Source organism: Limnohabitans rimovensis (SeqCode) (genome assembly GCF_965234775.1).
GTDB classification, from domain to species: Bacteria; Pseudomonadota; Gammaproteobacteria; order Burkholderiales; family Burkholderiaceae_C; genus Limnohabitans; species Limnohabitans rimovensis.
In genome coordinates this window covers 128,577-150,524 of record NZ_OZ248566.1, presented here as the reverse complement: position 1 = coordinate 150,524, position 21,948 = coordinate 128,577, and the positions used below count along the sequence as shown (strand labels likewise).

Below are 21,948 nucleotides of genomic sequence, written 5' to 3'. Positions count from 1 at the left end.
CTGAGGAAAAAGCCCATGAAACGCAGATCCCTGGTGCAAGCTGCGGGCGCAACCGCTCTGCTGCCCTTGGCCACGCTGGCCCAAGACAAATACCCGTCCAAACCCATCACCTGGGTATGCCCGTATGCAGCTGGCGGCAATGCCGACAGCCGCTCGCGCCAAGTCGCCAAAGTGATGAGCACCTTGCTGGGACAACCCATCCTCATTGACAACAAGGCCGGGGCTGGCGGCAATATTGGCACCGAGATCATCGCGCGCGCGCGGCCCGACGGTTACACCGTGGGCATGGGCAATTTCGCACCCTTGGCCGTGAACCATGCGCTGTTCAAAAAACTGAACTTCGACCCCATCAACGACATCGTGCCCATCGCCTTGATTGAAAAAGGCCCTTTGATATTGATGGTGCGCAACGAGTCACCCTTTAAAACCGTGGCCGAGGTGGTGGCAGCGGCCAAAGCCACGCCTGGCAAATACAGCTTTGCCTCGGGCGGCCTTGGCGGGTCTCATCACTTGAGTGGGGCCTTGTTCGAGCACACCGCAGGCATTGACTTGATACACGTTCCCTACAAAAGTGGTGCCGCTGGGGCCAGCGATTTGATGGGCGGACAAGTGGACATGATGTTTGAGCAAATGTATTCGGCCATGCCTGCGATCAAAAGTGGGCGCCTGCGCGCCTTGGCCATCACCAGCCGGGTGCGATCCCCTTTGCTGCCCCAAATTTCGACCATGGCGGAATTGGGCTTCCCCGCCGTTGAAGTGCAAAACTGGCAAGGTTTGGTGGGCCCCAAAGGCATGAGCCCTGAACTGATCAAAACTCTCAACGCCGTTTGCAACCAGGCCCTGCAAAACGCCGAAGTGCGCGAAAAGATTCTCAGCCAGGGCAATGAGGTGGGGGGCGGCTCTCCCGAGGTCTTTGCCGCCCTCATTCGCACCGAGTCACCGCGCTGGGGCAAAGTGGTGCGCGACGCCAAAATCGAACCCGAATGAAAAAACCCTGCAAGCCTGATCGGCTTGCAGGGTTGAGGCCATGTTTTTATGCGCGCAAGAAGGTCAGGCCTTGACGCCGTCAGCCACTTCCTGATAGCTGTCAATCTGGTTGAAGTTCAAGTACTTGTAAATCTTGCTGCCATCGGCGTTGATCACGCCCATGTCGGCCAAGTATTCGGCTTGGGTGGGAATGCGCCCGAGCTTGGAGCAAATCGCTGACAACTCGGCCGAGCCCAAATACACAAAAGTGTTTTTGCCCAAGCGGTTGGGGAAGTTGCGGGTGCTGGTGGACATCACCGTCGCGCCCTCTTTCACCTGCGCTTGGTTACCCATGCACAGGCTGCAACCGGGCATTTCCATGCGTGCGCCAGCATTGCCGAAGACGCCATAGTGGCCTTCTTCGGTGAGTTGCTGCGCGTCCATTTTGGTGGGTGGTGCCATCCACAACTTCACGGGGATATCACGCTTGCCCTCCAACAATTTGGAAGCAGCGCGGAAGTGGCCGATGTTGGTCATGCACGAACCAATGAACACCTCGTCGATCTTGGCGCCGGACACATCGCTCAAGGTCTTTGCGTCATCGGGGTCATTGGGGCAGCACACGATGGGCTCTTTGATTTCGCTCAAATCGATCTCGATCACCTCGGTGTACTCGGCGTCTTTGTCGGCTTGCAACAGTTGCGGATTGGCCAACCAAGCCTCCATGGCTTGGATACGGCGGCCAATGGTGCGAGCGTCTGCATAACCTTGGGCGATCATGTTCTTGAGCAACACGATGTTGCTATTGATGTACTCGATGACCGGCTCTTTGTTCAGGTGCACGGTGCAACCAGCGGCACTGCGCTCGGCAGAGGCATCGGACAACTCAAAGGCTTGCTCCACCTTCAAATTGGGCAGGCCTTCGATTTCCAAAATGCGGCCCGAGAAAATATTTTTCTTACCCTTTTTCTCGACGGTGAGCAGCCCTTTTTTAATCGCGTACAGCGGGATGGCATGCACCAAATCGCGCAGGGTGACACCGGGTTGCATCTGACCTTTGAAGCGCACCAGCACGCTCTCGGGCATGTCCAAAGGCATCACGCCGGTGGCCGCAGCAAAAGCCACCAAACCCGAACCCGCTGGGAAACTGATGCCCACCGGGAAGCGGGTGTGGCTGTCGCCACCCGTGCCCACGGTGTCGGGCAAGAGCATGCGGTTGAGCCACGAATGGATGATGCCGTCGCCGGGCTTCAAGCTGATACCGCCACGGTTGCTGATGAACTCAGGCAACTCATGGTGCGTCTTCACGTCGACGGGTTTCGGGTAGGCCGCTGTGTGGCAAAACGATTGCATCACCAAATCGGCGCTGAAGCCCAAACACGCCAAGTCTTTCAACTCATCGCGGGTCATGGGGCCAGTGGTGTCTTGCGAGCCCACCGAGGTCATGCGCGGTTCGCAATAGGTGCCGGGCAACACGCCCGTCCCTTCTGGCAAACCGCAGGCACGTCCCACCATTTTTTGCGCCAGCGTGAAACCTTTGCCGTGGCCTTTCGGTACAGCTGGCAAACGGAACAAGGTCGATGGCGGCAGACCCAAGGCTTCACGCGCTTTGGCGGTCAGGCCGCGACCAATGATCAAGGGGATGCGGCCACCGGCACGCACTTCGTCAAACAATACATCGCTTTTGACGGTGAAGCTGGCGATTTCTTTGCCGTCTTTGAAAGCCTTGCCTTCATAGGGACGCAACTCAACCACATCGCCCATGTTCATTTGGCTCACGTCCAACTCAATGGGCAAAGCGCCAGCATCTTCCATGGTGTTGTAAAAAATCGGGGCAATTTTGCTGCCCAAACACACACCGCCAAAACGCTTATTGGGCACAAACGGAATGTCTTCGCCGGTGAACCACAGCACGCTGTTGGTGGCCGATTTGCGGCTCGATCCGGTGCCCACCACATCGCCCACATAGGCCACCAGATGGCCACGAGCGCGCAGGTCTTCGATGAACTTGATGGGGCCGCGCTTGCCGTCTTCTTCAGGGGTGATGCCATCGCGCTTGTTCTTCAACATCGCCAAGGCGTGCAAAGGAATGTCGGGGCGGCTCCAGGCATCGGGCGCGGGTGACAAGTCGTCGGTGTTGGTCTCGCCCGTGACTTTGAGCACCGACAGCGTGATGCTTTGCGGCACTTCAGGTCGGCTGGTGAACCACTCGGCATCGGCCCAGGATTGCACCACCGCTTTGGCCAGTGCATTGCCTTTGTCGGCCTTTTCTTTGACGTCGTGAAACTGGTCGAACATCAACAAGGTCTTTTTCAAACCTTCGGCGGCAATCGGTGCGCAGGTTTTGTTGTCGAGCAAATCAATCAGTGGCGTGAGGTTGTAACCACCCAGCATGGTGCCCAACAACTCGGTGGCTTTTTCGGGGCTGAGCAAGGCGCATTTTTCGGTGCCATGGGCGACGGCCGCCAAATAGCTGGCCTTGACCTTGGCCGCATCGTCCACACCCGCAGGAACGCGGTGGGTGATGAGGTCCACCAAGGTGGCTTCTTCGCCCTTGGGTGGGTTTTTCAACAACTCGATGAGTTCGCCGGTTTGCTTGGCGCTCAAGGGCAAGGGGGGAATGCCCAAGGCAGCGCGTTCGGCCACATGGTCACGGTAGGTTTTCAACATGCTGAGTTCTCCAATCAAAATTCAAAAAAGGCGGTGTTCAAGGGCAAAGTCAACCGGGTTATTTGTTGGCCAATTCCGCAGCGGGCAATGCACGTGCATCACCCAACGGCTCCAAAATATTGATGGGCGGCATTTTGGCCATGGCCTCTGCCACCACCATTTGTGCGGGGCTTTGGCAGTCATCGGCCATGCGCCGCCCCACTTTTTGATTCATCAACATGGATTTGTTGGCCAATTGGATCCACACCGCGCCATGCGCCGTGTCCTCCAAACGAATCGCCCCTGTTTGCGAGGCCACAGGGGCCATCAGGTAGTGGTGCTTGCCCATGTGCACATCAAAATAACCTTGGGCACTGGGGATTGGCGCAATTTTCACCGTGCTGGCCTCGCACACCATGCTTCCGGTGTGCACCTGCGCAGCCACGGCCAACAAATCGTCGGTCAAAGTTGTCAAAAGAGCTCTTTGTTCCACCAGCTGGGTGCTGGGTTTGACAGGTGACTTTTGCGTCGCACGTGGCTTGTTTTGTGGCGCTTTGGTTTTGGAGGCTGGGCCTGGCAAGGTTTGCGCCCAGCCTTGTCCCAGACCACAGGTCAATAGGATCGTCATCATCATCTTGCCCATGGGTACCGCCTGTTCAAGGGTGAAAGAAATGAGCCAACGCTGGTGGCATGGATTGCCCAGTGGCATGGGCGCGTTCCAGCACCTGCCAAAAAAATCGGTAACTGGCACGGTCGTGCAACTGGCCTTGGTGGCTGATGGGGGCCCAGTCTTGTTCCTTGCCCGCCAAAATGATCTCACACGCCTTGGCCACCTCTGCCGAGTCGGGTGCCATGGCCGCCAAAATGGGGCGGATTTGCGCGGGGTGGATGCTCCACATGCGGGTGAAACCCAGTTCATGGTTGGCGCGGCGTGCCGCATTTTCAATCGCTGACATGTCGCTGAATTCGGTGACCACGCCGTGCGATGGCACTTTGCCATGGGCATGACACGCACTGGCGATTTCCAATTTGGCCCGCACCACCAAGGGGTGGGTGAATTGGCCTTGCGAGCCCATGCCCGCTGACGGAATGGCCCCGCCATGGGCCGACACAAAATCCATCAAACCGAAACTGAGCGACGCCACGCGAGGCTGGGCCGCAATCTCAAATGCCCGGTGTACCGCCGCTGGCGACTCAATCAGCACATGCAGCGGCAGGTGTTTGGCACCCGCATCGTCGATGGCGCGCACCGCTGTAAGCACATCTTGCACCGACTCCACTTTTGGCACCATGATGTGGCTGAGCCGATGGCCGGCGCGGCCCGCAATGGTGGCCACATCTTGCTCAAATGCCGGGTGATCCACCGGGTGCACCCGCACCGCCACCCGCGCGCCGGGGATGGCCCCCAAGGCCAGTTCACTGACCAGAGCGGCCTGCTCGGCCTCACCACCGACTGGAGCGCCGTCTTCGCAGTCGAGGGTGGCGTCGAACACGCAGACCCCAAACTCCTGCATCATTTCAGCCTGCAATTGCAAGCTCTTTTGCATGCGAACCAGCACACCGCTGTAGTGGTCACAAACGGGCAAGCGGGTGAGCGCCGCTTGCGCGCCGAGCAAAACCTCCCGAGGGTGTTTCATCAAATCAGATGGGCCACGCCCGCTTGCTCATCGGTGAGCTCTTTGAGGGTTTTGTCGATGCAGCTTTGGCTGAAGGCATCAATCGGCAGGCCTTCCACCACTTTGTATTCGCCGCCTTCGCAGGTGACGGGGAAACCAAACATGACTTCCTTGGGTATGCCATACCAGCCATGCGAAGCCACACCCATGGTGACCCATTTGCCGTTGGTGCCCAAAGCCCAATCGCGCATGTGGTCGATGGCGGCGTTCGCGGCCGAGGCGGCCGAAGACAAACCGCGCGCTTCAATGATGGCTGCGCCGCGCTTGCCCACGGTGGGCAGAAACACATTCGCATTCCATTCTTGGTCGTTGATCATGTCTTTGACCGACTGACCACCAATGGTGGCGAAACGGTAATCGGCATACATGGTGGGCGAGTGGTTGCCCCAAACGGCTAACTTTTCAATTTCTGCCACGGTCTTACCGGTTTTGATGGCGATTTGGCTCAAAGCACGGTTGTGGTCCAAACGCAGCATGGCGGTGAAGTTTTTCGACGGCAAGCTCGGCGCGCTCTTCATCGCGATATAGGCATTGGTATTGGCTGGATTGCCCACCACCAGCACCTTCACGTTGCGCGATGCCGCTGCATCCAAGGCCTTGCCTTGGGCGGTGAAGATCTGGGCATTGGCCGCCAACAAGTCGGCCCGCTCCATGCCGGGGCCACGCGGACGGGCGCCCACCAACAAAGCGTAGTCGGTGTCTTTGAAAGCGGTCTTGGCGTCGCCATGGGCCTCCATGCCGGCCAACAAGGGGAAGGCACAGTCATCAAGTTCCATCATCACGCCCTTGAGCGCTTTTTGGGCCTTTTCGTCTGGGATCTCCAGCAACTGCAGGATGACCGGTTGGTCCGCACCCAACATTTGCCCCGAGGCAATGCGAAACAACAAGGCGTAACCGATTTGGCCAGCGGCCCCAGTGACGGCGACGCGAACGGGCTTTTTGCTCATGGTGGAGGCTCCAGATGATGAATTTAACAATTGAAAAAAGAGTGTACCCGCAATTTTTAGTGGGTGCGGTTTGTCTTATGTCTTATATAAGATAAGATGAGGCCATGACACAGGGCTGACACCCTGTCACACCCACGCCATGCCGCCATCAAACCCCTCACCTGCAACCGCTTTTGCCAGTGAAATTCCTGGCCTGTTGGTGACACCTGGACAGACGCCGGCTTTCAGCCCCTTGTACCAACAAATCAAAGGGCTGATCTTGCAAAGCCTCCAAGGCGGCGAGTGGAAACCCGGCGAAGCCATCCCCAGCGAAATGGACCTGGCAGCTCGCTTCAAGGTCAGCCAAGGCACGGTGCGCAAGGCCATCGACGAGTTGGCCACCGAAAACCTGTTGGTGCGCCGCCAAGGCAAGGGCACATTTGTCGCCACCCATGCAGAAGAAAGATTTCAGTTTCGATTTCTCAAACTGCAACCCGATCACGGCAACCCCCAAAGCCAAGGACCCGCCGAGCGCACGATCTTGGGTTGCAAACGCATGCGCGCCAGCGCCGAGGTGGCGCGGGCCTTGGCCTTGCGCACCGGTGAACCAGTGATCGAAGTTCGCCGCACCCTGTCCTTTGGCGGTGTGCCCACCATCTTGGAAGAGTTGTGGCTACCCGGCGACCGCTTCAAGGGCTTGAGTGCCGAGCGCCTGGCGGCCTCACAGGGCCCCATGTATGCCATGTTCGAGGCTGAGTTCGGTATCAGCATGGTTCGCGCCGATGAACGCTTGCGTGCAGTTTTGCCCGACGAACAACAGGCACAATGGCTGCAAGTGAACACCACCACCCCGTTGCTCAGTGTGGAACGGGTGGCGTTCACCTACAAAGACCTTCCCATGGAGTTGCGCCGCGGTTTGTACCGCACCGATATGCACCACTACCGAAATCAATTGTTCTGAATCTGACATGCAATTTTCACGTCATCTTTTTGCCGTCCAATAGAATTTGCCACTTTGTTGTTGACCCATCTGTTTTTCCCACCCCACGACCAGGATTCCTCCCCATGACCGAGACTGCCCCCAAACGGCCTGAGTTTCGCAATATCAATGCGCTGACCGATTTGCCCTCCTATCGCCTGCCCCCTGCGGGCTGGGTGTCCATCCTGCACCGCATCAGTGGCGCCTTGATGTTCTTGTTGCTGCCCTTCATCATTTGGATGTTCGACACCTCGGTCTCATCCGAAATTTCATTCGCCAAATTCAAATTGGCTTTCAATGTCGGCCTGGGCTTTGTCCCCGGTTGGTTCATGAAACTGGTCGCCTTGGCCCTGATCTGGGCCTATTTGCACCACTTGATCGCTGGCATGCGCCACCTTTTCATGGATGTGCAACATGCGGTGAGCAAAGAGTTTGGCCGCTCCTCGGCCATTGCCACCCTGGGCTTGTCCATCGCCATGACCCTGGTGCTGGGTGCCAAGTTGTTTGGCCTGTACTGATCTCAAGGAAAGAAACACATGTCTGTCAATTACGGTTCCAAACGCGTGGTGGTCGGCGCCCATTACGGGCTGCGCGACTGGCTGGCCCAGCGCATCACTGCAGGCTTGATGGCCTTGTTCACCTTGTTGGTGTTGGTGCAATTGGCCTGGGGCAGTGGCCCCATTGGCTATGACAAATGGGCGGGCATCTTCAGCACCCAATGGATGAAGGCGCTGACCTTCGCCATCATTGTGGCCATGGCCTACCACATCTGGGTCGGTGTGCGCGACATTTGGATGGACTACGTCAAACCGGTGGGCGTGCGCCTGGGTTTGCAAATTTTCACCATGGTCTGGCTGGTGTCTTGCACCGGCTGGGCAATTCAAGTTCTCTGGAGGCTGTGACCCATGTCTAGTTCAAGTTCCATCGCCCGACGCAGGTTCGATGTCGTCATTGTCGGCGCCGGTGGCTCAGGCATGCGTGCCTCGCTGCAATTGGCCCGTGCCGGCCTGAATGTGGCTGTGTTGTCCAAAGTATTTCCCACCCGCTCGCACACCGTGGCTGCCCAGGGTGGCATCGGTGCGTCCTTGGGCAACATGTCCGAAGACAACTGGCACTACCACTTCTACGACACCATCAAAGGGTCGGATTGGCTGGGCGACCAAGATGCCATCGAATACATGTGCCGCGAAGCGCCCAAGGTGGTCTACGAGTTGGAACACATGGGCATGCCCTTTGACCGCAACCCAGACGGCACCATTTATCAGCGCCCCTTTGGTGGGCACACGGCCAACTACGGTGAAAAGCCCGTGCAGCGCGCCTGCGCCGCAGCGGACCGCACCGGCCACGCCATGCTGCACACCTTGTACCAGCAAAACGTGCAAGCCAACACCACCTTCTTCGTCGAATGGATGGCGCTGGACCTGATCCGCGATGCCGAGGGTGATGCCGTGGGCGTCACCGCCTTGGAGATGGAAACCGGCGAGATGTACATCCTGGAAGCCAAAACCGTGCTGCTGGCCACCGGTGGTGCAGGCCGTATTTTTGCCGCTTCGACCAATGCCTTCATCAACACCGGTGACGGTTTGGGCATGGCAGCACGTGCTGGCATTCCGCTGGAAGACATGGAGTTCTGGCAATTTCACCCCACCGGTGTGGCCGGTGCCGGCGTGCTCTTGACCGAAGGTTGCCGAGGCGAAGGCGCGATTTTGCTCAACAGCAATGGCGAGCGTTTCATGGAGCGTTATGCGCCCACCTTGAAAGACTTGGCACCGCGTGACTTTGTGTCGCGTTGCATGGACCAAGAAATCAAAGAGGGGCGCGGTTGCGGCCCGAACAAAGACTATGTGCACTTGAAGCTCGATCACCTCGGTGCCGAGACCATCATGAAGCGCCTGCCGTCTGTCTACGAAATTGGCCACAACTTCGCCAACGTCGACATCACCAAAGAGCCCATCCCCGTGGTGCCCACCATCCATTACCAAATGGGCGGCATTCCCACCAACATCCACGGCCAAGTGGTCACGCAAACCGCCACCGACCACAACGCGGTGGTGAATGGTTTGTATGCGGTGGGCGAATGCTCTTGCGTGTCGGTGCACGGCGCCAACCGTTTGGGCACCAACTCGTTGCTCGATTTGCTGGTGTTTGGCAAAGCGGCGGGCAACCACATCGTCGACTTCCACCAGAAAAACAAAACCCACAAACCCCTGCCAGCCGATGCCGCCGATTTGTCGCTGTCTCGCTTGGCGCGGCTCAATGGCAACACCGATGGTGAATATGCCCAGGACGTGGCCAACGACATCCGCGCCAGCATGCAGTTGCATGCGGGTGTGTTTCGCACCCAAGCCAGCATGGACGAGGGCGTGAAAAAAATCGCCGACCTGCGCGAACGCGTCAAACACATTGGTCTCAAAGACAAGTCCAATGTGTTCAACACCGCCCGCATCGAGGCCTTGGAGGTGGAGAACCTCATCGAGTGCGCCCAGTCCACCATGGAGTCAGCGGCAGCGCGGCATGAAAGCCGTGGCGCCCATACCGTCAACGATTACGGTGACACCCCTGAGCATGCCGCCGGTCGCAACGATGCCGAATGGCTCAAGCACAGCCTGTGGCACAGCGCCAGCAACAGCCTGACCTATAAGCCGGTCAAGCTCACCCCGTTGACCGTTGACAGCGTGCCGCCCAAAGTGCGCACTTTCTGATCGAGATTCCCATCCCGGCAACCCTCACCAGCAGCAAAAACACCATGAAACGCACGTTCAAAATTTACCGCTACGACCCTGAGCGCGATGCCAAGCCATACATGCAAACCATCGAGGTGGAACTCGACGGCCACGAGCGCATGCTGCTCGATGCCTTGATGAAAATCAAAGCCCAAGACCCGACGTTCTCTTTTCGCCGCTCCTGCCGCGAAGGTGTGTGTGGCTCAGACGCCATGAACATCAATGGCAAAAATGGTTTGGCCTGCTTGACCAATATGCTCAGCCTGCCCGGCGAAATTGTGCTCAAGCCCTTGCCTGGCCTGCCCGTCATCCGCGATCTGATCGTGGACATGACGCAGTTTTTCAAGCAATACAACTCGATCAAGCCGTATTTGGTCAACGAGACCATGCCGCCTGAAAAAGAGCGCTTGCAATCCCCCGAGGAGCGCGATGAGCTCAACGGTTTATACGAGTGCATTTTGTGCGCCAGCTGCTCCACCAGCTGCCCCTCTTTCTGGTGGAACCCAGATAAATTTGTCGGCCCCGCCGGTCTGTTGCAGGCTTATCGCTTCATTGCCGACAGCCGCGACCATGCCACGGCTGAACGGCTCGACAACCTCGAAGACCCTTACCGCTTGTTCCGTTGCCACACCATCATGAACTGCGTCGATGTGTGCCCCAAAGGCCTGAACCCGACCCGCGCGATTGGCAAGATCAAAGAGCTGATGGTGAGCCGCACCGTCTGATTCTGCGACATGAGCACCGTTGTCCATCCCCCTATAGCCGAGCCTGATTGGATCGGCGAACGGGCTTTGAGCAAGCTGCGCTGGCGTTGCCGCCGCGGTCTGTTGGAGAACGATTTGTTTGTCGAACGTTTTTTTCAACGCCACGCCCAATCCTTGACTGAATTTCAAGCCCGAGGTTTGAGCTTGTTGATGGACCTGTCTGACAACGACTTGCTTGACCTGTTGCTCGGGCGCACCCCAGCACCCAGCGATGTGTCGGCTGAATTCACGGCTGTGCTGCAAATGATGCGCGCCACGGCCATAACTGCCACTTCCGTTCCCTCCCCTGCCTAGGAATAACACCATGAAAATTGCAGATTACAAAGCCACCCTGTCGTTCAGCAACGGTCAACCCGGCATTGACATGCCGGTGTATCAAGGCAGCATCGGCCCCGACGTGGTCGATATCCGCAAGCTGTACGGCCAAACCGGCATGTTCACCTATGACCCGGGCTTTTTGTCCACCGCGTCTTGCCAATCGGCCATCACCTACATCGATGGCGACAAAGGCGAATTGCTTTACCGGGGCCACCCCATCGAGCAACTGGCGACCCAATGCGACTTTTTGGAAACCTGCCACCTGCTGTTGTACGGCGAGTTGCCCAACGCCAAAAAGAAAGCCGATTTCACCCACTTGGTCACCAACCACACCATGGTGCACGAGCAAATGCAGTTTTTTCTGCGTGGGTTTCGCCGTGACGCCCACCCCATGGCCGTGCTCACCGGCTTGATCGGCGGCTTGTCGGCCTTCTACCATGACAGCACCGACATCAACAACGCAGAACACCGCGAAATTGCAGCCATTCGCTTGATCGCCAAGATGCCCACCCTCGTGGCCATGGCCTACAAATACAGCATTGGCCAGCCGTTCATGTACCCCAAGAACGACCTGAGCTATGCAGGCAACTTCTTGCGCATGATGTTTGGCAATCCCTGTGAGGACTACAAGGTCAATCCCGTGCTCGAGCGCGCCTTGGACCGCATCTTTATCCTGCACGCTGACCACGAACAAAATGCGTCAACCTCCACCGTGCGTTTGTGCGGCTCATCAGGCACCAACCCGTTCGCGGCCATCGCCGCTGGTGTGGCCTGCTTGTGGGGCCCCGCCCACGGCGGCGCCAACGAGGCCTGCCTGAACATGCTCGAAGACATCCAAAGAATGGGTGGCGTGTCCAAAGTCGGCGAGTTCATGAACCAGGTCAAAGATAAAAACTCGAATGTCAAGCTCATGGGTTTTGGCCACCGCGTTTACAAAAACTATGACCCCCGTGCCAAGCTCATGCAGGAAACCTGCAACGAGGTTTTGCAAGAGTTGGGCTTGGAAAACGACCCCCTGTTCAAACTGGCCAAGGCCCTGGAAAAAATCGCCCTGGAAGACGATTACTTTGTCTCGCGCAAGCTCTATCCCAATGTGGACTTTTACTCAGGCATCGTGCAGCGCGCCATTGGCATTCCCGTGAATTTGTTCACCGGTATTTTTGCCCTGGCCCGCACCGTGGGTTGGATTGCCCAACTCAATGAAATGATTGGCGACCCCGAGTACAAAATTGGCCGTCCGCGCCAATTGTTCACCGGCGCCGATCGCCGCGACGTACTGCCTTTGGCCAAGCGCTGAATACCCACCCCGCTGCGGCGGGGTTTTTTGTGCCCCCTTTTTGCCGTCAGGATCACCATGACCGACTATGTCCCATCTGCCGATTTGCAAGCCCGCGTGATCGCCCGCCGTGGCCAACTGCATGCTTTTTCCCACATGGCGCCGCAACGCACCGCCTTGGTGGTGGTCGATATGCAAAACGCTTTTGTCAAAAAGGGCGCGGGTCATGCATGGGTGCCAGCGGCAGCAGCCACCTGCGGCGCGATCAACCGATTGGCCGATGCCTTGCGCCACAAGGGCGGCACGGTGGTGTGGATCCTCAACACCTTCACCGAAGAGTCTTTGCAGAGTTGGTCCCACTTTCACGAAAACCTGTCCTCCCCTGCGGGCCTGAAGTTGCGCAGTGAAACCATGTCCGCTGGCCACGATGGCCACGCTTTGTATGCCGACCTGCAACCCCAAGCTGGCGATTGGCACGTGCCCAAAACCCGCTACAGCGCCTTTATCCAAGGCTCCAGCGACTTGCACGAGCGCTTGCAAAAAGAAGGCATTGACACGGTGTTGATTGCCGGTACCGCCACCAATGTGTGTTGCGAATCTACCGCCCGCGACGCCATGATGCTCAACTACAAAACCGTGATGGTCTCGGATGCATGCTCAGCCTTCACGCCGCAAGAGCATGCGGCCAGCTTGGACTCTTTTTTGTTGAACTTCGGCGATGTGCAAACCACCGAAGAGGTGATGACGCTGCTGCGCGCCAGCCAACACTGATCAGCGCACCAGCGCAGCAGACTGGTTGGCGCAAATCCAGCCGCTGGCAAAGGCACTGAGCAAGCCATTGCCCGACAAATAGCCCCACACCGCATTGCCAGATACGCCGCGCGCTGCGCCGCCGCCAGCGAACACATTGGGCCAGGGCTGGCCTTGCTGCGACAACACCTGGCATTGGGCATTGATGTCCAAACCCCCTTGGGTGTGGAACAACGCACCAGTGACCTTGATCAAGTGATAGGGGGCTTGCAGCACCCGCTGAATGCGCCGACCCCAGGCATCAACCTGGCCCGGGACCATGGCCGCCAAAGTGGCCGATAAGCGCGCCGCGTCGCAGCCCACCCATTGGGCGACTTGCGCCATATCAGCGCTGGAGCGGACTGCACCGGCGGCCTGGGCATCGCGGAAATCAGGGAAGTCTTGGGCAAAGCGCAAGATCGGGTCATCAAACACACACCACGCCATGCCACCGGGCTGGGCCAAGACTTGGGTGGCGGCCTCGGAATAGCCTTGGTTTTCATCGTGGAACCGATCACCAAATTGGTTGACCTGGATGCCACCCTCCATCATCAAACCCCAAGAGACCAGCGCACCCTGGGGCATGGCCCATGAACCGTGACCTTGGTAGGCGCCCATGTCGGCCAATCGCGCACCCATTTGTTGGCCCCAAGTGATCGCGCTGCCGTCGTTGCCGGTGTGGCCAGCAAACACCGCGTCGGCCATCTCGGGCAGCCATTGGCGCAACATGGCTGGGTTGCCGCCAAAACCATTGCAGGCCAAGACCAGGGCTTGGCACGCCAAATACTCCATTTGTCCATCGGGTCGCTCATAGCCCACCCCCAAGGCATGGCCCTGCGGGTGCAACCACAGCTCGCGCACAGTGGCCTGGGTCAACACATCCACACCCTCGCGCTGTGAAATGTTTTGCAATTGGGCCATCAATGCGGCCCCGGATCGCTCAGGGGCGGCATGCATGCGCAAAGCCGAGTGACCAGGGTAACGAAAGCCGGTCAACACCTCCAGCTTCAAGCCCCATTCAACCAAACCATCGATGGCTTGCGCCACAGCTTGCGCATAGGCCGTCACCAAGTGGGCAGCCGCATCACCATGGGCCTTGGCTTGGATGTCTTTTTCAAAAAGCGCGATGGAATCTTCAATGCCTTGCGCGCGCTGCACCTGCGTGGCCGCAGCCGGAATAAAACCTGAGGACAGCGCCGTGGAGCCTGTGGGCTGGTCGTCGCGTTCAAGCACCACCACCTCCACGCCGAGTTGGCGCAAACGGATGGCACACACCTGGCCACAAGCGCCACCTCCAACCACCGCCACAGCCACCTCTGGGCAGCCATCTGGCATGTGATCTGCCGTCACCACGCGCACAGGGTTTGACATGCTGTTCTCCAAGGTAGAAGGGCTCAAAGCCCGGGGTAATGCGCTTGAGTTCGGGGTCAAGCACCAAACAAGGACCACCAAAGTGTCAATTCCGCCCAACGGCGATGGATCGCAGACTTTACACCAGCACCACACCAAGCAAAGAGCCGAACAGCAGCGGCACAATCACTTCCCTCACCCCACACCTCGGAGCATCCATGCCCAATGAAACCCAAGACCTGAGCGACTTTGCCGCCCACGTCGAAGTGGCGCAAGCGCCTGCGGACATCCAGCGCCAACTCAACCGGGTGATTGCCGACACCTTGGCGGCGGTCGTCGCTGGCTCGGCAGAACCCGAACTGCGCGCCATGGGACAGCGCTTGGCCCACAGCAGCGGCCCAGCGGTGTTGCCCGGTCTGGGCCGCCATGTGGCCGCCGACGCCGCAGCGATGATCAACGGCAGCGGTGGTACGTTTTTAGAAATGGACGAAGGCAATCGGTTTTCTCGCGGCCACCCCGCTGTGCATGTGCTCCCCGCCGTGCTCGCCTTGTGCCAAGAGCGGCAACTGGGCCTGCGCGCTTTTTTGAATGGGGTGCTGGCCGGTTACGAGGTGGGCTCACGCATTGGCGCTGCCGCCCAATTGCGCGCCAGCATGCACCCGCACGGCACCTGGGGCACGGTGGGTGCGGCGGCGGGCTGCGCACGTGCGCTGGGGCTGGACAGCTCCGCCATGCACGAGGTGATCAACATCAGCACCTCCTTGACCACCGCGTCCTCGAAAAAAACCATGCTCGAAGGCGGCTTGGTGCGCAATGTCTATGCGGGCTTGAGCAACCGCAACGGCCTGCTGGCGCTGCAGTTGTTTGAAAGCGGCTTTGGCGGTGAGCGCCACGGCATTGAATCCATTTTTGGTGAGGTGGTGTCTGAGCGCATCGACCTTGCCGCCTTGGTGCGCGGCCTGGGCAGCGAATGGCACATCGCCCAAAACTACTTCAAACTGCACGCTTGTTGCCGCTACAACCATGGCACCTTGGACGCAGTGGATGCCATCGCCGCTGGCCCAGGCCTGCCCGATGTCAGCCTGATTGAGCGCATCGAGGTGGCAACTTACAACATCGCCTCCGAGTTGATCGACCCGGCTCCGCGCAACACCTTGGCAGCCAAATTTTCGGTGCCGTTTGCCGTGGCCACCCGCTTGGTGCACGGCCACAGCCAACTTTCCAGCTTCACATGGGAAGCGGTGCGCAACCGGGCAGTCTTGGCCTTGGCGCAAAAAGTGGTGGTTCGCGAAGACAGAGCCATGAATGCGCGACTGCCCCATGAGCGCCCGGCCCATGTGCGCATGCTGCTCACCGATGGCAGCGTCCGCGAAGCCGCCGTGGGGGTGAACCGCGGCGACGACGCCTCACCCTATACCGATGCCGAGTTGCACGGCAAATTCATGTCTTTGTGCACCCGGGTGTGGTCGGCTGAACAGGCCCAATCGCTGTACCAAGCCACGGTGGCACTGTCGTCCCAAGGCCCTGACCAAGACCGTGATTGGTCCGCGTGGTGCCAGATGCTGGCCCAAGCACCCTTGGCCGCGCTGCCCACCGGCGCCTGAGCATTCACCCCGGGCGAGGCCTCTGCGCTCAAACCTCCAAGGTGGAGGGTGCAAACATTTCCTCGACCTGAACCACACGCTCGGTCAAGCCTTGCTCGTGCACGTAGCGGGCAATGGTTTCCACCACGGCGCGCGACGATTTCATGCCATACGACTTGGGGTCGAGCTTCATGGCCGAGGCCCCAGCGGGGTCCATCAAACCGGTATCGAAATAGTCTTTCAAGGTGTCTGCCGTCTCATGCTCCACCTCATTTTTGGCCGCCATGAAGCAATGGAACAGGTTGAGCGCCAACCAAGGATGCTTTTCGTACACCTCGCGCTTGATGACCACGGTGTGGTTGATGGGGTAAATGCCCGTCTTGGCAAAGTAACGCTGGCCCTCGGCCCGTGGGTCGGGAAACAAGGGCTGGATGATGGGGTGTGCGTCCAGATCAATGGTGCTGCGGTCCACCAGATTGCGGTTGGTCAGGTACAGCAAGGTGGCGTCGAGTTGGTCGTTGAGCAGCATCTCGCCAATATTGGTCTTGGGGTCGATGCTGTTCAAGCGCACGCCAGGCGGCGGTTTGAAGCCAGTCACACCGCCATGGCTTTTTTCGGGGGCGCGCTCCATGAACCACTCGATGTCTTGCGCTTGCACGCCAAACTCGTGGGCCAACACACCGCGCGACCACAGCGCGGCGGTTTGCTGGTATTCGGGCACGCCCACGCGCTTGCCGCGCAGGTCTTGGGGGGTGCGGATGCCTTTGTCGGCACGGATCAAGATGTTGGTGTGAAAAAACTTGCGCGAGGTGTAGATGGGCAAGGCCACCCAGCTGTTGTCGCCCCGCGCAGTGGCAATGATCAAGGACGACAGCGACATTTCCGACACATCAAAGTCGCGGTATTTGAGTTGGCGCCAAAACATTTCGGAGGGGTGCACCACCGTGGGAATCAGGTTCACGCCTTGGGGGTGGTGCCGCCCTTGGGCGATGGGGCGGGTGCGCTCGTTGTCGGAAAACGCAATGCTCAGCGTGAGCTTGTCCATGGTGGTGGCCTCTGTGGGTGATCCAGCGCCGACGGTCAGGTCGGGATGTGGCCGCATGATAGCGGCGTGATCACAGCGGCCAGAGCCCTTGCGTCACCTGCGCAACCCGCTTTGGTCAGAAGCAACGCTCAGTAAGACCAACCCCAACCCAGGTGCAAAGTGGGTATGTTTTGACTCGGCACTTCCAACACGCCAATCGTTGAAGCGTAGTCTTTTATCTTAGACTCTGGAACAGTCGCATAGCGCAACTTGGCACTGGCAAACCAAGGGGTTTGGGGTTGGTAACGCACACCTGCCGACAAGCCCCAGGTAGTTCCCTTGGAGTCGGCATCGATCAAATCCATTTGACCAAGCATGCCGCCCACTTGCAGCACCCAATCGGTATTGCGCCACACATCGCGGTCCAGCGCCACGGCGTAGGTATTTTGCAAGGTGCGCTTTGACAAAGGCTGAGGAAAGGTACCTGCAGGGGTGGTGGCCACGACCCCGTTGAAGGGGGTCTGCATTTGGCTGATCCACAGCGAGACATCGACCGGCCAGCCATAGGGTTGGCGCCAGCCGTAATTGAGGGCATAGGTCTGGCTGGTGCCGTACTGGGCGTTGGCTGTCGATGCTCCTACCACAGGCGCAGTGAAGGGCTTGGTGTTCACATCCCCCGCAGGCGAGTAGCCGTACGACAGTTCAAAGAATCGTTTTTTATCCGTGCTGCTGTGGGTTTGTGCCTGGGCCCCCATCACCCCGCACCCCAAAACCACGGCCATGGAAAAAGCCTTGTATTTCATTTTGTATCCCTGTGTGAACAATTGAATTCAATTGTGTCACAGGGCCTGGGGCCTGGGCTCAGGTCAGCGAATTTTCACCCGCCATGTAGACGCTCACATCCTCGAACAGTGCGCCGCGCAAGCGGAAAAAGTTGCAGTTGTACTTGGTCCAGCGCTCGCCCTGGTGACCCGTGTTTTCCACCCTGAACTGGCTGGCAATGCGCTGGGGCGCTTGCACCACGTGCACAAAGTCGCCGTGCCAAACTTGGGCGTAACGGGCAAACAAGCGCTCATACATGCCGGCAATTTCGCCATCGCGGCCACTGAAATGCAGGCCGTGGGTGGGGATGTGGAACTGTGCGTCTGGCACAAACAAGGCCAGTGTGTCGGCCAAGTGCATGCGGTCAACCGCATCGAAATAAGCCTCGACCAAATCGGTCATTTGTGCCGGTGTCATGGGTTTCCTTGTGAATGCTGTTCTGACTGCTGTTGGGCCGCTGTGAGCATGGCTTGCAGCATGTCCAAGCGCGGGTGCAAGGGGGGCGGGTAAGCGCGCGCGCTGTGGCTCAGGCCCAAGCCCAACAAGCCCAAGGCCGTTTGGTAGCTCAAGGGGCCGGGGTTGATGATCGGCACCGGCAAACGCGGTTGCAAATAGGCGTGGGCCTGGTGCATGGTGGTCGAGCCCAAAATCAGCACCTGGGCCCCGTCTTCGTCGATGGCACGCAGGGCTGCTTGCTCCAGCAAGGGAAACACCAACTCTTCTTTTCCACCCAACAAGCCCAGGTTGTCGGCTGGCATTTCAATTGCCCGCACCGACACGCATTGGCGGTGCAAACCCAACTCGTCCAGGGCCTTCTTGTACAAGGGTTTCCAGCGGCTGGCCATGGTGATGATGGAGAAGTTCTCGCCCAACATCAAGGCGCTGAGCATCGACACCTTGCCCGGCCCGACCACGGGGATGCGCAACACCGAACGCAGGGCCGCCACGCCCGAGTCGCTCATGGTGTCGATGCACACGGCATCAAAGCCCTCTTGCTCGGCGCGGCAGCCGGCTTCAAAAATGGACACATCGGCCAACACAAAATCATGGTGGCTGGCGTAATTGACCGGACCCGCTTTGACCGAGCGGTATTCAAAGTGCACGCCAGGGGGCAGGGACAGGCTGTCCAACTGCTGGCGGCGCAGTTCGCGGTTGTCCTCGGACATGGCAAAGGGGACGATGACCAATATTTTTTTCATGCTAGCGACCAGGCATCAGGGTGGTATGGATATCGATCAGCCATTTTCACCCATGGTTTGGGCCTCCTGAGTGGCTGTACATTTGCTCCCCATCGATTGACCCACCGCATTGCACACCATGACGCAGTTTGACGACGCCATCGCCCACGCCCAAGCCCACGAGGTGGCGTGGACCCGCGACCCCCATGCAGAGCCGCTGCGCTATGGCGTGCACCACGACGACCCGCCGCCATGGAACCGGCTGCATGGCCCGGTCCACGCTCGCGGACCGGTGTCGGGGCAAGTGTGGATCGGTGGTGAACTGCGCCAATCCTGGGGTGAGCCCGAGCGCGCCGACCAAACCTTCAGCGTGGCCAAAACCTATTTGGCCCTGCTCGCTGGCGTGGCCCATGGGCGGGGCTTGTTGCCCGACGCCGATGAGCCAGTGGTGCGCCGCTTGCCCGGCATTGGCTTTGACAGCGACCACAACCGTTCCATCACCTGGGCCCATTTGCTGAGCCAAACCAGCGAATGGGAAGGCTCTTGTTTTGGCATTCCCGACCAAGTGGACCGCTACCGCAAACTGGTGCTCGACCCCAAACCGGTGCAAGGCCAAAAGGGCGACGCCCGTCCCTTGCAAACCCCTGGGACTTATTGGGAATACAACGACGTGCGCATCAACCAGTTGTCTCTGGCCTTGCTGCATTTGTTTGGCCAAGCCCTGCCCCAGGTCTTTGAGCAAAGCATTCTTCACCCCATCGGTGGCGGCAAAGGCTTTCGCTGGGAGGGCTATGAACAGTCGTGGGTGGATTTGCCCGCCCTCAATGGCCAAGCCCCTCAGCGCGTGGCCTCGGTGCCCGGCGGCAGCCACTGGGGCGGTGGGGTGTGTATCAGCAGCAGCGACCAAGCGCGCATTGCCCAATTGGTGCTCAACCAAGGCCAATGGCTCATCGGTGATCAACAGCGCACTTTGGTGCCCTCGGCCTGGATCGAGCGCATGCGCCAACCCCAAGCCCTGGCGCCTTTTTACGGTTGGCTCAATTGGCTCAACCCCCAAGGCAAGGCGTTTCCGGGTGCCAGCGAGGGCAGCCAATTCATGTTCGGTGCAGGCGGCAACTATGTGTGGATCGAGCCCGCCCACCAAGCGGTGGTGGTGGTGCGCTGGATCGACCCGGCCCATTTCCCAGGCTTTGTCAGCCGCATGGCGCGTGCCCTGGCCGACTTCAGCGGTGGGCGTTGAAGGCTTCGTTGGTGCTGAGATAAATGCGGCTGGCCAAGCGCCGACCCAAATCGGTCTGACCCAAGCGGTCCATCACCGGGCCTTTGACCTCGGCCAGCCACAGCTGCACCCCTTTGAGGGCCAAGCTGCGGTCCAACTCGTCAAGCATGATCAAAGCGGTGGTGTCGATGCGGTTGACGGCCGACAAGATCAACAACAGGCTGCGGGTGTCGCTGTGTTTGGACAGCAAATCGGCGACCTTTTCCTCCAAGGCGGCGGCATTGGCAAAAAACAAACTTTCATCCACCCGCAAGGCGATCAACCCAGGCAAGGTTTGCACCTGGTGGCGCTCGATGTTGCGAAAGTGCTCAGTGCCCGCGATGCGCCCCACCACCGCCATGTGCGGCCGGCTGCTGCGCCACACCAAAACGGCCAGTGACAAGACCACGCCCAAACCAATGCCCCACTCCACCCCCACCACCAGCACACCCGCAAAGGTGGCCAGCCAGCTCCAAGCGTCTGCCTGGTCGTAGCGCCAAGCTTGGCGCAGGGTTTGCGCATCGAACAAAGTCAACACCGAGACCAAAATGGACGCCGACAAGACCGCCACGGGCAAGACCTCAAAGGCCTGCGAAAAGCCCAACATCACCCCTGCCATCAACAAGGCGGCCACCACGCTGGCCATGGGCGTTTGGGCCCCAGCCGAGGCATTGATCACGGTGCGCGAAAAGCCCCCCGCCACGCTGTAGCCCCCGGTGAAACCGCTGAGCACATTGGCCACGCCCAGGCCCAACAACTCGCGATTCGGTGCCAATCGCTGTTGGCGCTGCAAGGCATAGGCTTGCGCCAGCGAAACGCTTTCCACGAAACCAATCAAGGCAATGAGCAAAGCAGGCATGCACAAAGACAGCCATTGCGCGCTGTCCAAAGACACCCCTTGCCATTGCGGCAAGCCCGGCTCAATCGGGCCCACCACGGCCACGCCCAGCGCGGCCGCACCACCGGTGGCAAGCACGATGAGGGTGGCGACCAACACCACCGCCAAAGGGGCCATGCGCGCCATCCAAGCACCCACCACCGGCGCGCCGAACCAGCGCCCCCACAGGCGCGCCAAGTGCGCACGCGCCCACCACAAGACCAACACAGCACCCACCCCCAAAACAGCGGTCGGTACATGGATGAGGTGCGCGTGTTGCCACACCCCCACCAGCGTTTGCGCCACACCCCGCCCGGGGACCGTGATGCCCAAGATCCCTGGCAACTGGCCGATGGCGATCAAGATGGCCACGCCCGACACAAAACCACTGATCACCGGTTGGCTCAAAAAGTAAGCCAAGAAACCCAAGCGCAGCACGCCTGCCAGGGTGAGCATGAGCCCCGACAACAAGGCCAAGCCCATGGCCAAAGCCACGTATTCGGGCGAAGCCGCCACCGCCAATGGCAACAAGGCACTGGCGGTCATCAACGAGGTGACGGCCACGGGTCCGACCGCCAACACCTGGCTGCTGCCCAAAAAAGCATAGGCCAAGACCGGCCAGACGCTGGCGTACAAACCCATGGTGGGTGGCAGTCCTGCCAACATGGCGTAGGCCAGGCTTTGGGGGATGACCAGCACCGTCACCACCGCACCGGCCACCGCATCGCCCGCCCAGTGGCGCCGCTGATCAGCCCGCCACCAGGTCGGCCCGCGCAGCCAGTGCATCAAA

21 protein-coding genes are annotated in these 21,948 nt (G+C 59.3%); 11 read left to right on the top strand and 10 right to left on the bottom strand.

Going from position 1 to position 21,948, the window contains the following annotated elements; all coding sequences use genetic code 11:
• The first annotated feature begins 15 nt into the window (after positions 1–15).
• The gene (locus tag AC8GFZ_RS09555; RefSeq protein ID WP_506644650.1) at positions 16–987 is read left to right on the top strand and encodes a Bug family tripartite tricarboxylate transporter substrate binding protein; all 972 of its coding nucleotides are present in this window, start codon (positions 16–18) and stop codon (positions 985–987) included.
• A 63-nt stretch (positions 988–1,050) separates the two neighbouring features.
• Here AC8GFZ_RS09555 and acnB read toward each other — a convergent pair whose 3' ends face one another.
• The 4 genes from acnB to AC8GFZ_RS09535 form a co-directional block, all read right to left on the bottom strand.
• Complete coding sequence (acnB, locus tag AC8GFZ_RS09550) at positions 1,051–3,636, bottom strand: bifunctional aconitate hydratase 2/2-methylisocitrate dehydratase (RefSeq protein WP_506644649.1); 2,586 nt, start codon at positions 3,634–3,636, stop codon at positions 1,051–1,053.
• Positions 3,637–3,694: 58 nt separating this feature from the next.
• Positions 3,695–4,090: a hypothetical protein gene (locus tag AC8GFZ_RS09545; RefSeq protein WP_506644648.1), complete on the bottom strand. Its 396-nt coding sequence runs from the start codon at positions 4,088–4,090 to the stop codon at positions 3,695–3,697.
• A gap of 181 nt (positions 4,091–4,271) precedes the next feature.
• Positions 4,272–5,252 (bottom strand): HpcH/HpaI aldolase/citrate lyase family protein, encoded by a 981-nt coding sequence (locus AC8GFZ_RS09540; protein ID WP_506644647.1) that lies wholly within the window; start codon positions 5,250–5,252, stop codon positions 4,272–4,274.
• Positions 5,252–6,238, bottom strand: coding sequence for a malate dehydrogenase (locus AC8GFZ_RS09535; RefSeq protein WP_506644646.1), 987 nt, complete (start codon positions 6,236–6,238; stop codon positions 5,252–5,254). Before AC8GFZ_RS09535 ends, AC8GFZ_RS09540 begins: the two co-directional genes overlap by 1 nt.
• Positions 6,239–6,377: 139 nt before the next feature.
• Here AC8GFZ_RS09535 and AC8GFZ_RS09530 point away from each other — a divergent pair, with 139 nt between their 5' ends.
• The 8 genes from AC8GFZ_RS09530 to AC8GFZ_RS09495 all read left to right on the top strand — a co-directional run bounded on the left by AC8GFZ_RS09530 (position 6,378) and on the right by AC8GFZ_RS09495 (position 13,048).
• Positions 6,378–7,178 (top strand): GntR family transcriptional regulator, encoded by an 801-nt coding sequence (locus AC8GFZ_RS09530; RefSeq protein ID WP_506644645.1) that lies wholly within the window; start codon positions 6,378–6,380, stop codon positions 7,176–7,178.
• Positions 7,179–7,282: 104 nt separating this feature from the next.
• A complete protein-coding gene (gene sdhC / locus AC8GFZ_RS09525; RefSeq protein WP_506644644.1) occupies positions 7,283–7,714 on the top strand; it encodes a succinate dehydrogenase, cytochrome b556 subunit in 432 nt (143 codons plus the stop codon).
• 18 nt (positions 7,715–7,732) lie between these two features.
• Entirely contained in the window at positions 7,733–8,098 is a 366-nt protein-coding gene (gene sdhD, locus AC8GFZ_RS09520; RefSeq protein WP_506644643.1) for a succinate dehydrogenase, hydrophobic membrane anchor protein, read from the top strand.
• A gap of 3 nt (positions 8,099–8,101) precedes the next feature.
• Positions 8,102–9,898 carry a succinate dehydrogenase flavoprotein subunit gene (gene sdhA, locus AC8GFZ_RS09515; RefSeq protein WP_506644642.1) on the top strand — a complete coding sequence of 599 codons (1,797 nt, stop codon included), beginning with the start codon at positions 8,102–8,104 and terminating at the stop codon, positions 9,896–9,898.
• A 44-nt stretch (positions 9,899–9,942) separates the two neighbouring features.
• Positions 9,943–10,644 carry a succinate dehydrogenase iron-sulfur subunit gene (locus AC8GFZ_RS09510; RefSeq protein WP_506644641.1) on the top strand — a complete coding sequence of 234 codons (702 nt, stop codon included), beginning with the start codon at positions 9,943–9,945 and terminating at the stop codon, positions 10,642–10,644.
• 9 nt (positions 10,645–10,653) lie between these two features.
• Complete coding sequence (locus tag AC8GFZ_RS09505) at positions 10,654–10,977, top strand: FAD assembly factor SdhE (protein ID WP_506644640.1); 324 nt, start codon at positions 10,654–10,656, stop codon at positions 10,975–10,977.
• Between the two features lie 10 nt (positions 10,978–10,987).
• On the top strand, positions 10,988–12,298 hold the full coding sequence (locus tag AC8GFZ_RS09500) for a citrate synthase (protein WP_506644639.1): 1,311 nt from the start codon (positions 10,988–10,990) through the stop codon (positions 12,296–12,298).
• A gap of 57 nt (positions 12,299–12,355) precedes the next feature.
• Positions 12,356–13,048: an isochorismatase family protein gene (locus AC8GFZ_RS09495; RefSeq protein WP_506644638.1), complete on the top strand. Its 693-nt coding sequence runs from the start codon at positions 12,356–12,358 to the stop codon at positions 13,046–13,048.
• Here the strand turns inward: AC8GFZ_RS09495 and AC8GFZ_RS09490 are convergent, their stop codons facing one another.
• Positions 13,049–14,437, bottom strand: a complete 1,389-nt coding sequence (locus tag AC8GFZ_RS09490) for an FAD-dependent oxidoreductase (RefSeq protein ID WP_506644637.1) — start codon at positions 14,435–14,437, stop codon at positions 13,049–13,051.
• A 197-nt stretch (positions 14,438–14,634) separates the two neighbouring features.
• Between AC8GFZ_RS09490 and AC8GFZ_RS09485 the strand changes: the two genes are divergently transcribed.
• Positions 14,635–16,020, top strand: coding sequence for an MmgE/PrpD family protein (locus AC8GFZ_RS09485; RefSeq protein ID WP_506644636.1), 1,386 nt, complete (start codon positions 14,635–14,637; stop codon positions 16,018–16,020).
• A gap of 28 nt (positions 16,021–16,048) precedes the next feature.
• Here AC8GFZ_RS09485 and AC8GFZ_RS09480 read toward each other — a convergent pair whose 3' ends face one another.
• The 4 genes from AC8GFZ_RS09480 to AC8GFZ_RS09465 form a co-directional block, all read right to left on the bottom strand.
• Complete coding sequence (locus tag AC8GFZ_RS09480) at positions 16,049–17,044, bottom strand: hypothetical protein (protein WP_506644635.1); 996 nt, start codon at positions 17,042–17,044, stop codon at positions 16,049–16,051.
• Positions 17,045–17,172: 128 nt separating this feature from the next.
• The gene (locus tag AC8GFZ_RS09475; protein ID WP_506644634.1) at positions 17,173–17,826 is read right to left on the bottom strand and encodes a hypothetical protein; all 654 of its coding nucleotides are present in this window, start codon (positions 17,824–17,826) and stop codon (positions 17,173–17,175) included.
• 58 nt (positions 17,827–17,884) lie between these two features.
• A complete protein-coding gene (locus AC8GFZ_RS09470) occupies positions 17,885–18,262 on the bottom strand; it encodes a nuclear transport factor 2 family protein (RefSeq protein ID WP_506644633.1) in 378 nt (125 codons plus the stop codon).
• Complete coding sequence (locus tag AC8GFZ_RS09465; protein ID WP_506644632.1) at positions 18,259–19,044, bottom strand: aspartate/glutamate racemase family protein; 786 nt, start codon at positions 19,042–19,044, stop codon at positions 18,259–18,261. The genes AC8GFZ_RS09470 and AC8GFZ_RS09465 overlap by 4 nt, the downstream gene beginning before the upstream one ends.
• 118 nt (positions 19,045–19,162) lie before the next feature.
• Between AC8GFZ_RS09465 and AC8GFZ_RS09460 the strand changes: the two genes are divergently transcribed.
• Complete coding sequence (locus AC8GFZ_RS09460; RefSeq protein ID WP_506644631.1) at positions 19,163–20,263, top strand: serine hydrolase domain-containing protein; 1,101 nt, start codon at positions 19,163–19,165, stop codon at positions 20,261–20,263.
• Here the strand turns inward: AC8GFZ_RS09460 and AC8GFZ_RS09455 are convergent.
• Entirely contained in the window at positions 20,247–21,944 is a 1,698-nt protein-coding gene (locus AC8GFZ_RS09455; protein WP_506644630.1) for a SulP family inorganic anion transporter, read from the bottom strand. The two genes, AC8GFZ_RS09460 and AC8GFZ_RS09455, sit on opposite strands and share 17 nt — an antisense overlap.
• Between the last annotated feature and the right edge of the window lie 4 nt (positions 21,945–21,948).

Bases quoted from the DNA above. Each gene is read 5' to 3' on its own strand.
- sdhC (WP_506644644.1), top strand. From the start codon at position 7,283: ATGACCGAGACTGCCCCCAAACGGCCTGAGTTTCGCAATATCAATGCG.
- AC8GFZ_RS09465 (WP_506644632.1), bottom strand. From the start codon at position 19,044: ATGAAAAAAATATTGGTCATCGTCCCCTTTGCCATGTCCGAGGACAAC.
- sdhA (WP_506644642.1), top strand. From the start codon at position 8,102: ATGTCTAGTTCAAGTTCCATCGCCCGACGCAGGTTCGATGTCGTCATT.
- AC8GFZ_RS09485 (WP_506644636.1), top strand. From the start codon at position 14,635: ATGCCCAATGAAACCCAAGACCTGAGCGACTTTGCCGCCCACGTCGAA.
- acnB (WP_506644649.1), bottom strand. From the start codon at position 3,636: ATGTTGAAAACCTACCGTGACCATGTGGCCGAACGCGCTGCCTTGGGC.
- AC8GFZ_RS09535 (WP_506644646.1), bottom strand. From the start codon at position 6,238: ATGAGCAAAAAGCCCGTTCGCGTCGCCGTCACTGGGGCCGCTGGCCAA.
- AC8GFZ_RS09530 (WP_506644645.1), top strand. From the start codon at position 6,378: ATGCCGCCATCAAACCCCTCACCTGCAACCGCTTTTGCCAGTGAAATT.
- AC8GFZ_RS09470 (WP_506644633.1), bottom strand. From the start codon at position 18,262: ATGACACCGGCACAAATGACCGATTTGGTCGAGGCTTATTTCGATGCG.
- AC8GFZ_RS09495 (WP_506644638.1), top strand. From the start codon at position 12,356: ATGACCGACTATGTCCCATCTGCCGATTTGCAAGCCCGCGTGATCGCC.
- AC8GFZ_RS09500 (WP_506644639.1), top strand. From the start codon at position 10,988: ATGAAAATTGCAGATTACAAAGCCACCCTGTCGTTCAGCAACGGTCAA.
- sdhD (WP_506644643.1), top strand. From the start codon at position 7,733: ATGTCTGTCAATTACGGTTCCAAACGCGTGGTGGTCGGCGCCCATTAC.
- AC8GFZ_RS09510 (WP_506644641.1), top strand. From the start codon at position 9,943: ATGAAACGCACGTTCAAAATTTACCGCTACGACCCTGAGCGCGATGCC.
- AC8GFZ_RS09455 (WP_506644630.1), bottom strand. From the start codon at position 21,944: ATGCACTGGCTGCGCGGGCCGACCTGGTGGCGGGCTGATCAGCGGCGC.
- AC8GFZ_RS09540 (WP_506644647.1), bottom strand. From the start codon at position 5,252: ATGAAACACCCTCGGGAGGTTTTGCTCGGCGCGCAAGCGGCGCTCACC.
- AC8GFZ_RS09475 (WP_506644634.1), bottom strand. From the start codon at position 17,826: ATGAAATACAAGGCTTTTTCCATGGCCGTGGTTTTGGGGTGCGGGGTG.
- AC8GFZ_RS09490 (WP_506644637.1), bottom strand. From the start codon at position 14,437: ATGTCAAACCCTGTGCGCGTGGTGACGGCAGATCACATGCCAGATGGC.
- AC8GFZ_RS09555 (WP_506644650.1), top strand. From the start codon at position 16: ATGAAACGCAGATCCCTGGTGCAAGCTGCGGGCGCAACCGCTCTGCTG.
- AC8GFZ_RS09480 (WP_506644635.1), bottom strand. From the start codon at position 17,044: ATGGACAAGCTCACGCTGAGCATTGCGTTTTCCGACAACGAGCGCACC.
- AC8GFZ_RS09460 (WP_506644631.1), top strand. From the start codon at position 19,163: ATGACGCAGTTTGACGACGCCATCGCCCACGCCCAAGCCCACGAGGTG.
- AC8GFZ_RS09505 (WP_506644640.1), top strand. From the start codon at position 10,654: ATGAGCACCGTTGTCCATCCCCCTATAGCCGAGCCTGATTGGATCGGC.